A 12099-nucleotide genomic window follows, 5' to 3' on the forward strand; every position below is an offset into this window, starting at 1 on the left:
GCAGGGACACCGACCCTTTGCTAATCGGCACCCCGCAGCAAGGACGGCCCCCGGGTCGCCGCCGCTCCGGACGCATAGCTCAGTTGGTAGAGCAGCTGACTCTTAATCAGCGGGTCCTTGGTTCGAGCCCAAGTGCGTCCACCATTCATTATAAAATACGTCTCCCATTCGATCTGGTCCGCTCGCGCGGCACCGGATCGGCGGGTGCGTGATGCCGCCCGCATCGTCATCACATTGCAACCGCGCGGCCGCTACATAGCGCAATCAAATCATCGTCATCGACTGACGCGCATGGCGCGCGCATGCTATGATGCTGACCTACAGACCGATCCCGCCGCATGTATGGCGGGCCCGCGCAGGAGATTGCGATGTCGATCATCATCAATGGCTCACCGGCCGCCTTGCCGGCCGATCCGCGGACCTCGCTGCTCGATCTGCTGCGCGACACGCTGTCGCTGCCCGGCACAAAGAAGGGCTGCAACCAGGGCGCGTGCGGGGCCTGCACCGTTCTGGTCGACGGCGATCGCATCCTGTCCTGCCTCGCGCTCGCGGTGCAGTATGACGGCCGGCACGTCACCACGATCGAGGGGCTGGCCGAGGACGGCGCGCTCCATCCGTTGCAACAGGCGTTCGTCGTGCATGACGGGTTCCAGTGCGGCTACTGCACCCCCGGCCAGATCTGCTCCGCGATTGGCATGGCGGCCGAGGCGAAGCGCGGCATCCCCAGTCACGTCAGCGAGGACCTGAGCGCCGACGTCGTGCTGACTCGTGCGGAGTTGCAGGAGCGGATGAGCGGCAATCTCTGCCGCTGCGGCGCGCATAACGGCATCATCGACGCGATCAGCGAATATAATACGGAGGTCGCGGCATGAACCCGTTTCGCTATGCCCGCGCCGACGATGCGGCCGATGCCGTGGCCCTGGTCACCGCGGGCGGCACCGCGGCCTTTCTCGGCGGCGGCACCAACCTAGTCGATCTGATGCGCGAGACGGTCGCGCGGCCGGACAGCCTGGTCGACGTCAGCGGCCTGTCGGACGAGATCACCGAAACGGACACGGGCGGCCTCCTGATCGGGGCCGCGGTCCGCAACACCGCGCTCGCCGGTCATCTGGCGGTGCGGACGCGCTACCCGTTGCTGTCCCGCGCAATCCTGGGCGGCGCATCGGCGCAGATCCGCAACATGGCGACGGTCGGCGGCAACATCCTGCAACGCACGCGCTGCACCTATTTCTACGACACCGCCGGATCGCGCTGCAACAAGCGCGACCCCGGTGCCGGCTGCGACGCGATCGACGGGTTCAACCGCATCCACGCGATCCTTGATGCCTCGCCGGAATGCGTCGCGACCAATCCGTCGGACATGTGCGTGGCGCTCGCCGCGCTCGACGCCACGGTGCATATTCGCAGCTTGGGCGGGGCGCGCACGATCGCGTTCACCGATCTTCACCGCACGCCGGGCGAAACCCCCGAATATGACACCGTGCTGGAACCGGGCGACCTGATCGTCGCGGTCGAACTGCCGGCACTCCCGTTCAGCGCGCAATCGACCTACCGCAAGGTCCGCGACCGGGCGAGCTACGCCTTCGCGCTCGTCTCGGTCGCCGCAGCACTCGACGTGCAGGATGGCCGCGTCCGCGACGTGCGGCTCGCGCTCGGCGGCGTCGCCCACCGCCCGTGGCGCGCCTGGAAGGCGGAGGCGGCACTGCGCGGCGCACCCGCCACCGCGCAATCCTACCGCGATGCGGCCGACGCGGAGCTGGCCGACGCCCGCCCGCTCAGCGACAACGGCTTCAAGATCGAACTCGCCCGGCGCACGATCGTCGCCGTGCTGACCGAACTCGCCGGCCCCGACGGAGAAGCAGCATGAGCATCGTCGACACCGCAAAGTCCGCAGCGCAAGGCGTCGTGCAGGGCGTCATGTCCAAGCTCGTGCCGCTCGCGCCCGACAGCTGGATCCCCGGCGGTACGCCCGATCCGCTGATCCGTCACCAGCACGGCCTGATCGGCACGGAAGTGTCGCGGCTCGACGGCCCGCTCAAAGTCCGCGGCGCGGCACGGTTCGCCGCCGAAGTCCCGCTCGACAACCTGACCTACGCCGCGCTCGTCTTCTCGACGATCGCCCGTGGCCGGATCGCCACGCTCGACACGACCGCGGCGGAGGCGGCCCCCGGCGTCGTGCTCGTCATGACCCACCGCAACGCGCCGCAGATGAACGCGCCCGCGTTGTTCGGCACCTCAGCCACCGCCTGCGGTGCGAGCAACCTGCCGGTGATGCAGGACGACTCCATCCACTGGAACGGCCAGCCCGTCGCCCTGGTGTTGGCCGAGACGCAGGACCAGGCCGATCACGCAGCATCGTTGATCGCGGTCGGCTACGCAGCCGAGCCGTCGGTCACCGCGTTCGCCGATGCCAAGGCGAAAGGCAAGGAGCGCGGCCTGTTCTTCGGGCAACCGCTGGAAAACATCGTCGGTGATGCCGAAGCGGCGCTCGCCAAGGCGCCGCACTCGATTGACCGGACATACCGCACCCCGCGCCACGCGCACAACGCGATCGAACCGCATGCCGCGACGATCGCATGGGACGGCGACACTCTGCTCCTCCACGACACAACGCAGATGGTGAGCAGCGAGGCGGCGACAGTCGCCGACATTTTCGGGATCGCGGCCGATCAGGTCCGCGTGATCTCGCCCTATGTGGGCGGCGGGTTCGGGGCAAAGGGGCTCTGGGATCACCAGATCCTGGGTGCCGCCGCGGCGCGCGTCGCCGGTCGCCCGGTCCGGATCGCGCTGTCGCGCGAGGGCGTCTACCGCATCGTCGGCGGCCGCACGCTGACCGAGCAGCGCGTCGCACTCGGCGCGGAGCCGGACGGCCGCTTCACCGCGCTGATCCACGACGGCACCGTCGCGATGACGCCGCACAACAACATGCCCGAACCGTTCATCCTCGGCACGCGCTCCGGCTATGCCGCGGACAGTTTCAAGCTGTCGGTCGACACCGTCACGATGAACATGATGGCCAACACCTTCATGCGCGCGCCCGGCGAATCCGTCGGCACGTTCGCGCTTGAATCGGCGATTGACGAACTCGCCGACGAACTCGGCATCGACCCGATCGCGCTGCGCATCCGCAACGAACCGACCAAGGATCCGCTGTCCGGCCTGCCCTTCTCCTCGCGCCACCTCGTCGCCGCATGGCGCGCCGGGGCGGAACGGTTCGGCTGGGACGCGCGGCCTGCGGTGCCGGGGTCGCGGCGCGAGGGCGAATGGCTCGTCGGCTTCGGCTGTGCTGCCGCGACCTACCCCTATTACCGCATGCCCGGCGCCGCCGCGCGCATCACGCTGACCCGCGACGGGGAGGCACTGATCGAGGTCGCCGCGCACGAGATGGGCATGGGCACCACCACCACCACCGCGATGGTCGCCGCCGAACGGCTCGGCCTGCCGATCGAGCGGATTACGGTGCGCTACGGCGACTCGATCATCCCCGGCACGATCATGGCCGGCGGATCGCAACAGACCGCGGCGATCGGCGCGGCGGTCATCGCCGCGCACCGCGCGCTGGTGGCCGAACTGCTCAAGCTCGCCGGCAACGACTCGCCGCTCGCCGGCCTGTCACCCGACGAGGTCGGCAGCGAGGATGGCGGCCTGACCCGGATCGACGACGCCACCCGCCGCGAAAGCTACGCGTCGATCCTCGGCCGGGCGCAGCGCGACACCGTCGTCGTGGCCGAACAGGCATCGCCCCCGCTCGAACAGATGCACTGGTCGATGCACTCCTACGGCGCGATGTTCTGCGAGGCGCGCGTCAACGCGGTCACCGGTGAAACCCGCATCGCGCGCTTCCTCGGCTCGTTCGACACCGGCCGCATCCTCAACCACAAGACCGCGCGCAGCCAGTTTCGCGGCGGCATCATCATGGGCCTCGGCATGGCGCTGATGGAGGAGACGCAGTTCGACGAGCGCAACGGCCGGATCATGAACCCCAGCCTGGCCGAATATCACTTGCCCGTGCATGCCGATGTGCCCGACATCGACGTGATCTGGACCGACATCGCCGATCCGCACACCCCGATGGGCGCGCACGGCATCGGCGAAATCGGCATCACCGGCGTCGCCGCCGCGGTCGCCAACGCGGTCCACAACGCCACCGGCCGCCGCGTCCGCGATCTGCCGATCACACTCGACAAGCTGCTCTAGGCCCGCACGCCAGACTGCCGTTGCGGGCCAGCCACGGTCGCTGTTGCCGGTCCGCAACACGCCTTGACAGGGTAGGTCGATCGCCGGACCTTGGACCCGACATTGCCGTCGGACTCCATCAGCGGGCGCGACCATGAATTCACGTCAGATCGAGGTTTTCCACGCCGTTTATTCCAGCAAGTCGGTCAGCGCCGCCGCCCGGATCCTGAACGTCTCGCAACCCTCGGTCAGCAAGATCCTGAAGCACACAGAAGACCGCCTCGGCTTCAGCCTGTTCCAGCTCGTCCGCGGGCGGTTGGTCGCGACCGAGGAAGCGCATATCCTGTTCGGCAAGGCGGACGAGCTCGCCACCCGGATCGGCCTGTTCCAGCAGACCGCGCGCAACCTGAAATCCAGTACCGAAGGGATCATCCGGATCGGCGTGCTGCCCTCGCTCGCGCTCTCCGTGGTGCCGGAGGCGATCGCCCGGTTCGGCGCGGTGGCCCCGCGCGTCGGCTTCGACATCAGCACGATCCATCACGACACGTTCCGCACGGCGCTCACCGCGCGCAACTGCGATTTCGTGATCGGCCATCACCTGCTACGCGATCCCGGGATCACCGCCGTCCCGCTCGGCACCGGGCGGCTCGGCGCGCTGTTCCGGCGCGACCTGATCCCCGGCGCGCACGACCGGATCGACCGCGACATGCTGCGCGACCATGACGTCATCAGCCTGGCGCCCAGCGTCGCGATCGCCGGCCTCGCCGCACCGTTGCTCGCGGACCGGCCGTCGCGTCGCCGCGTCATCACGGTCCGCACGGTCTATGTCGCCGGTGCGCTGGCGCGGGAGGGGGCGGGCGTCGCGATCATCGACGAATTTACCGCGCGCGGCCTCGCCACGCCCCACCTCTGCTTCCTGCCGCTCGATCCGGTCGTCACGTTCGACCTGAATGCGCTGCACATGGCCGAACTTCCGCTGTCGCGCCTGACGCGCAGCTTCCTCGATCTCGTCCGCCAGATCCTCGTCCCCGCCGCGGGCAGTCCGGGCGCCACCCCGGCCTGACGGCGCACCCGCGCGGGGCCATGCCTAAAAGCTATGACCTGCATCCGAAATGATCGGGACATGTCATAAATTATACCGCGCGATTTCGAAGAGGCGACATATAGTGACGATCACGGGAGAGGCGGGGACATAAACAAATCTCTATTCCGTGTCGGGGGACATAATCGATGCATGCGTGCCAAGCGCGGCATCTCGCCGGAATGGACGTAAGCCCAGGGGGGCCGCCGTCATGATTGCTCTACTCCGTACGCAGCTGCTGCTCGGCGCCGCGATGTCGATCGCCACGCCGGCGCCGGCCCAGCAGGCCGCCGAGACCGCACCGCCCGCCGATGCCACCACCGCGCATAGCGATCCGAACACCATCGGCGCATCGCGGGGCGAGTCCGGCGAAATCGTCGTGACTGCGCTGAAACGCGCCGCAACGGTGCAGACGATCCCGATCGCGATCACCGCGCTCGGCGACAAGGGGCTCGCCAATCTCGGCGCCACGACGATCGCCGACATCATCCGCCAGGTCCCCGGCCTCCAGCTGACCGAAAGCGATTCCGGCCGCACGCGCGTATCGATCCGCGGCGTCCAGGCGGCCGGCGAATCTACCGTCGGGCTCTACTACGGCGAAACCCCGCTCACCGGCCCGTCGGGCGTCAGCTCGGATCCCGGCGGCAATACCCCCAACCTGAACCTGTTCGATGTGGAACGGGTCGAGGTGCTGCGCGGGCCGCAGGGGACGCTCTACGGCTCCGGTTCGATGGGCGGCACGCTGCGCGTCCTGTTCAAGCAACCCGACGCGACGCGCTACGAAGGGGCGACCGAACTCCAGATTTCCGACACGCGCAACGGATCGCTCGGCTTCTTCGCCAAGGGTGCGGTCAACGTGCCGCTGATCGCGGACAAGCTCGCCGCCCGCGCCGTCCTCTACCGCGAACGCAGCGGCGGCTTCGTCGACTATACCACGCTGCCGCGCAGCGACGTGAACCGCGCCAATTTCGAAGGCGGCCGCTTCATGCTCGGCCTGACGCCCAACGAGGACATCTCGATCGTCGGCACCGCGCTCATCCAGACGCAGCGGATCGGCGGCACCTCGCAATGGACCTCCACGCTTGGGCCCTATCAGAACGACGCGCAGGTGTTCCAGCCGTGGTACGACAAGCTGCAGCTCTACAACGGCACCGGCCGGTTCGACCTGGGCTTCGCCACCGTCACCGCGATCACCTCCTGGTATAAATGGAAGGTCGAGTCGACGAACGACAACGTCCGGTCCTACGCGAACGTCATCTCGCGCAACACCTGGTGCCCGCTCTACACGCGGATCCAGACCGGCGTGAACACCACCACCTGCAATGCCGCGCAACGTGCCGCCTATCAGGACTATGCCCAGTCGAAGCAGCCGATCGGCGCGTTCCAGCCGCGTTTCGTCAAGAACTTCACCAACGAACTGCGCGTCTCGTCGAACGGGACCGGCCCCTTCTCGTACACCGTCGGCGCGTTTTTGGAAGACCGCAACGACCGCGTCGACACCATCGTGTTCCCGGGTGACGCCGCGACCGGTGAACAGCGCCAGCCGACCGAAAATCTCGGCGGCCGCTACGTCACCAGCAAGGTCAAGCAGACCGCGTTCTTCGGCGAAGGCAGCTATCGCATCCTCGAACCGCTGACCGCGACGATCGGCCTGCGCCATTACGACTTCAAGAAGACGGTCGGCGGCGAATATCTCGGCTACAACTTCTTCAACGGCCAGGAACCACGCGCGTACGAGGAGACGACCGCCAACGCCAAGGGCTGGGTCAAGAAGTTCAACCTCGACTTCCGGCTGTCGCGCAACGTCCTGCTCTATGCCAATGCCGCGCAGGGCTTCCGCCCCGGCGGCGCGAACAACATCCCCAACCTGCCGACGGAATATCTCGTCTATAAGCCGGACTCGCTCTGGAACTACGAAGTCGGCGTCAAGACATCGCTGTTCGATCGGCACGCGACACTCAACGTCACCGCCTACCGCACCGACTGGAAGGACGTGCAGACCTCGGTCTCCACGCTGCAGACCGGCGGCGGCAACTTCTCCTTCATCTACAACCTCGCCGGCGTAACGGTGGAGGGGCTGGAGGTCGAAGCAACCGCCAACCCATTCGCCGGGCTCTCGCTCAACGGCTCGTTCAACTACAACAATGCCCGGCTCGATGCGGACCAGGTCGACGACACGGGCTTCGTCGTCGCGGCCGGGCTGGAGGGGGACAAGCTCACCTACGTCCCGCGCATGACCGCGTCGGCCGGTGCCGAATATCGCTGGCCGCTGTTCGGCAATTTTGAAGGTTATGCGCGTACCGACTATACCTACACCGGCAAGATGAACACCGAACTGCGCCCGACCAACGCCTTCTACCGCGAGGTCGGCAAGTTCAGCATCGTGAACGCCAGGGTCGGCATGGAAACCGGCGACTTCGGCGTCTTCCTGTTCGTCAACAACGTCTTCGACGAACTCGGCATCAACCGGGTCAGTTCCGCGACCGGCGTGTCGGATACCTTTGTCAGCGCCCGCCCGCGCACCGTCGGCCTCAACATGCGCAAGAGCTTCCGCTGATGCCCCGCCTTTCCAGAAGGACTTTCGCTGTGAACCACCCCCTCCTCGCCCTCGCCGCCGCCCTCGCGCTCCCTGCCGCGGGTGCCAATGCCGCCGACTATGACGCGACCGCCAAGGCGCTGCTCGCCAGCCCGAAGTTCAAGGCGGCCAAGGCCAAGATCGACGCCGACTACGACACTGTCGTCGCCGATATCGTCAAGCTGACCGAGATCCCCGCCCCGCCCTTCAAGGAAGCGACCCGCGCCGCCGCCTATTCCGACATGCTGAAGGCGGTCGGCCTGACCGACGTCACCACCGATGCGGAGGGCAACACCTACGGCATCCGCAAGGGCACCGGCGGCGGCCCGCTGATCGTCATCTCAGCGCACATGGACACGGTGTTCCCCGAAGGCACCGTCACGAAGGTCCGGCGGGAGGGCAACAAGCTCTACGCCCCCGGCGTCGGCGACGATACGATGAGCCTGCCCGTCCTGCTCACCTTCGTCCGCGCGATGGATGCCGCCAAGTTCACCACCACGTCCGACATCGTCTTCATGGGCAATGTCGGGGAGGAAGGCCCGGGCGACCTGCGCGGCATGCGGTATCTCTTCACCAAGGGCCCGATGAAGGACCGGGTGAAGGCGTTCATCTCGTTCGAACCCGGCCTTGCCGGGCGGATCACCGATGCCGGCACCGGGTCGCGGCGCTACAAGGTGACGTTCAAGGGGCCCGGCGGCCATTCGATGGGCGCGTTCGGTACCGTCAACCCGGCCTATGCGATGGCCGCCGCGATGGTCGAATTCGGCAAGATGCAGGTGCCGAAGGAGCCGCGCACCGTCTACAATGTCGGCATCGTCGAGGGCGGCACCTCGGTCAATTCGATCCCGTTTGAAACCGCGATGACGATCGACATGCGATCGAACGGCAAGGCGGAACTGGCCGCGGAGGAACAGACCTTCCGCGCCATCCTGCCGCGCGCGGTGGCCGCCGAGAATGCGGCGCGCGACACGACCGCCGGCAAGATCAGCTTCGACGCCAAGCTGGTCGGTGACCGCCCGGTCGGGTCAACGGCCAAGACCACCGACATCCACCGCATCGCGACCGCCGTCGCGCAGGCCGGCGGCCTCACCCCGCGCTACGGCGCCGGATCGACCGACTCCAACATCCCGATGAGCCTCGGCATCGAGGCGCTGACGCTCGGTTCCGGGTTCGAAAGCTTCCGCTCCCACTCGCTCGACGAAGGGCTGACGCTCGACAAGCCGAAGAATGTGGACAGCATGGCGCTGGGGCTAGCGACCGTGCTGATGCTCGCCGGCGCGCGCTGATGCGACGGCGGCGGCCGTACCCCGCGGCCGCCGATCCCCGACAAGACAGGACACCGGACATGCGCCATCTGCTGCTCGCCACCACCATGCTCGCTGCCCTGGCCGCCCCCGCGCACGCGGCCGACGCGCCCGCCACCGCGCGCATCATCACGGCACCCGAAACCGTCGTCGGCGGCCGGCCCGGCGCGGACTATTTCCTGGCCGACTATACGGCAATCTCGAAATGGCTGAACCTGGTGGCGGGCCAGACCGACCGGATGAAACTCGTCAGCATCGGCAAGACCGCGGAGGGCCGCGACCAGTATATGGCGGTCGTCTCCGCGCCCGATAACATCGCCCGGCTCAATCATTACCGCGACATCGCCAAGCGGCTGGCGCTGGCCAAGGACATGACCGACGATCAGGCCAAGGCGCTGGCGGCGGAGGGCAAGGCCGTCGTCTGGATGGATGCCGGCCTGCACGCGACGGAGGTCGTGAACGCGCAGACGCACGTCCAGATTATCCACGAGATGCTGACCCGCAACGATCCGGAAACGCTCCGCCTGCTGGGCGACGACATCATGCTGTTCGTCTTCGCCAACCCCGACGGGCTCGAACTCGTCGCCGACTGGTACATGCGCGACCCGAAGAAGGTCACGACGGAATCGATCCCCGTCCTTTACCAGAAGTATATCGGCCACGATAACAACCGCGACAGCTTCGCGTCGAACCAGCCTGAAACCACCAACATGAACCGCGCCGGATATCGCGACTGGTTCCCGCAGATCCTGTACAACCAGCACCAGACCGGGCCGATCGGCACCGTCGTCTTCATCCCGCCGTTCCGCGATCCCTACAACTTCAACAACGAACCGCTCGTCATCAACCAGACCGACGTCGTCGGCGAAATGATGCACGCCCGGCTGGTGGCGCAGGGCAAGGGCGGCTGGGTCATGCGCTCCGGCGCACCCTATTCCACCTGGTTCAATGGCGGCGTCCGCACCGTCGGCTATTTCCACAACGTCATCGGCATCCTGACGGAGATCATCGGCAACCCGACCCCGATGGAGATTCCGCTGGTCCCCGCCAACCAGTTGGCGCGCCAGGACGAGGTCCTGCCGATCGCGCCGCAGCCTTGGCATTTCCAGCAATCGATTGATTATGTGAAGGAAATGAACCGCGCGATCCTGGACTATGCCTCGCGCTACCGGGAAACCGTGCTCTACAATCGCTACGTCATGGGCCGGAACCAGATCGCCAAGGGCAGCCGCGACGAATGGATCGTCACGCCCAAGCGGATCGACGCGCTGAAGGCGGAAGGCGCAAAGCTGGCCAAGGCCCGGCCGCCTGGTGCGCTCGACGACCTCGTCGGCTACAACAGCCGCGACGTCGTCCCGACTGCGCTCTACGCCTCGGTCCTGCACGATCCCGCGCTGCGCGCCCCACGCGCCTACATTATCCCCGCGGACGGTCAGGCAGACATGCCGACCACCGTCAAGTTCCTCAATTCGCTCATGAAAACCGGCGTCGAGGTCCAGCGCGCGCCCACCGACTTCGATTTCGGCGGCAAGACCTACAAGGCGGGCAGCTTCGTCGTCCGCACCGATCAGGCCTATCGCCCGCACGTGCTCGACATGTTCGAGCCGTAGGATCATCCGCAGGACTTCGCCTATCCCGGTGGCCCGCCGATCCGGCCCTACGACATCACCGGCTACACGCTCGCGCTCCAGATGAACGTCGCGTTCGATCGCGTGCTCGACACGCCGCCGCCCGCCTTCCCGATCGTGCCTGACGTCTTCGCCGGCCCGCCGCCCGGCGCGTTGATCGGCGCGGACACCGCCGGCTGGGTCGTCGATCACGCGATCAACAACAGCTTCACGCTCACCAACCGTCTGCTGAAGGCGCGCCTGCCGGTGCAGTGGATGACCGCCCCGACCGCCGTCGCGGGCCGGACGCTCGCCCCCGGCGCGCTCTGGATCCCGGCCTCGCCCAAGGCGCGCGCCATCGTCACCGCCGCGGTCACCGAACTGGGCCTCGACGCCTCTGGCATGACCGCCCGCCCGACCGGCGACGCGATCGCAGTGAAGCCCGTGCGGATCGGCCTCGTCGATCTCTATGGCGGATCGATGGCGTCCGGCTGGACGCGCTGGATCCTCGAACAATATGAGTTTCCCTATACCAGGGTGTTCCCGCAGGAACTCGACAAGGGCGGCCTGAACCGCCGCTACGACGCGCTGGTGTTTCAGAGCGACGTGCTGGGGCGAGAGGGCCGCCCCGACCGCCCCCAACCCGCCGCCGCCACCCTGCCCGCGCAATATCGCCCCTGGCTCGGCCGCATCACGGAGGAGAAGACGCTGCCACAGGTCGCGGCCTTCGCCCGCGCGGGCGGTACCGTCATCACCATCGGTGATGCGTCGCGACTCGGCCCCGCGCTCGGCGTGCCGGTCACCAATGCGCTCGCGCCCGGCGGCAAGAAACTGTCGACCACGCAGTTCTACGTGCCCGGGTCGATCCTGACCGCGATGGTCGATCCGACCGTACCGCTCGCCTACGGCATGCCGGCGCGCATAAACCTGTTCTACAACAATAATCCGGTCTTCGCCGGCGCCGGCGACACCTCCGCCGCACGCCGCGTCAGCTGGTTCGCGCAGGACGATCCGCTCGTCTCCGGCTGGGCCTGGGGCCAGCGCGCGCTCAACGGTACGGCGGGCGTCGTCGATGCCTCGGTCGGCAAGGGCAAGATTTTGCTGATGGGGCCGGAGGTCACACAGCATGGCCAGCCCTATGCGACTTTCAAGTTTCTGTTCAACGGCTTACTCTACGGTAGCGGTACCACAAAACCGTAGTGAACTGCGTTACCTGTAAAGTCGTTGTAACAATATTGGAGATCCTGGCTCGTTCGTCCGACCCTTCTGATGAGAAATATTTAGTCTTTAGCTGATCTACGTTTAGACAAACGATCCAAACGTTCACATTCTGGCAACACCTGACCGCCCATCCCG

The 12099-nt window shown here is 67.0% G+C and carries 8 protein-coding genes and 1 tRNA gene; all 9 read left to right on the forward strand.

All coding sequences use genetic code 11. From position 1 onward, the window contains the following. Positions 1-68 precede the first annotated feature (68 nt). The 9 genes from IEX50_RS04560 to IEX50_RS17395 all read left to right on the forward strand — a co-directional run bounded on the left by IEX50_RS04560 (position 69) and on the right by IEX50_RS17395 (position 11943). Positions 69-144, forward strand: a tRNA-Lys gene (locus tag IEX50_RS04560). Between the two features lie 224 nt (positions 145-368). Continuing rightward, positions 369-872 (forward strand): 2Fe-2S iron-sulfur cluster-binding protein, encoded by a 504-nt coding sequence (locus tag IEX50_RS04565; RefSeq protein WP_157175439.1) that lies wholly within the window; start codon positions 369-371, stop codon positions 870-872. Next, entirely contained in the window at positions 869-1867 is a 999-nt protein-coding gene (locus IEX50_RS04570) for an FAD binding domain-containing protein (protein ID WP_157175438.1), read from the forward strand. The genes IEX50_RS04565 and IEX50_RS04570 overlap by 4 nt, the downstream gene beginning before the upstream one ends. Next, a complete protein-coding gene (locus tag IEX50_RS04575; RefSeq protein ID WP_157175437.1) occupies positions 1864-4197 on the forward strand; it encodes a xanthine dehydrogenase family protein molybdopterin-binding subunit in 2334 nt (777 codons plus the stop codon). Before IEX50_RS04570 ends, IEX50_RS04575 begins: the two co-directional genes overlap by 4 nt. A 133-nt stretch (positions 4198-4330) precedes the next feature. Next, a complete protein-coding gene (locus IEX50_RS04580; RefSeq protein ID WP_157175436.1) occupies positions 4331-5239 on the forward strand; it encodes a LysR family transcriptional regulator in 909 nt (302 codons plus the stop codon). A gap of 229 nt (positions 5240-5468) precedes the next feature. Continuing rightward, entirely contained in the window at positions 5469-7814 is a 2346-nt protein-coding gene (locus IEX50_RS04585; protein WP_157175435.1) for a TonB-dependent receptor, read from the forward strand. A gap of 29 nt (positions 7815-7843) precedes the next feature. Next, positions 7844-9118 (forward strand): M20/M25/M40 family metallo-hydrolase, encoded by a 1275-nt coding sequence (locus IEX50_RS04590; protein WP_229673645.1) that lies wholly within the window; start codon positions 7844-7846, stop codon positions 9116-9118. Between the two features lie 59 nt (positions 9119-9177). Then, a complete protein-coding gene (locus IEX50_RS17390) occupies positions 9178-10746 on the forward strand; it encodes a M14 family metallopeptidase (protein WP_229673647.1) in 1569 nt (522 codons plus the stop codon). A gap of 81 nt (positions 10747-10827) precedes the next feature. Next, positions 10828-11943: a hypothetical protein gene (locus IEX50_RS17395; protein ID WP_229673649.1), complete on the forward strand. Its 1116-nt coding sequence runs from the start codon at positions 10828-10830 to the stop codon at positions 11941-11943. Positions 11944-12099 lie beyond the last annotated feature (156 nt).

Source organism: Sphingomonas prati (assembly GCF_014643515.1).
In the GTDB taxonomy this organism is placed as follows: Bacteria; Pseudomonadota; Alphaproteobacteria; order Sphingomonadales; family Sphingomonadaceae; genus Sphingomonas_R; species Sphingomonas_R prati.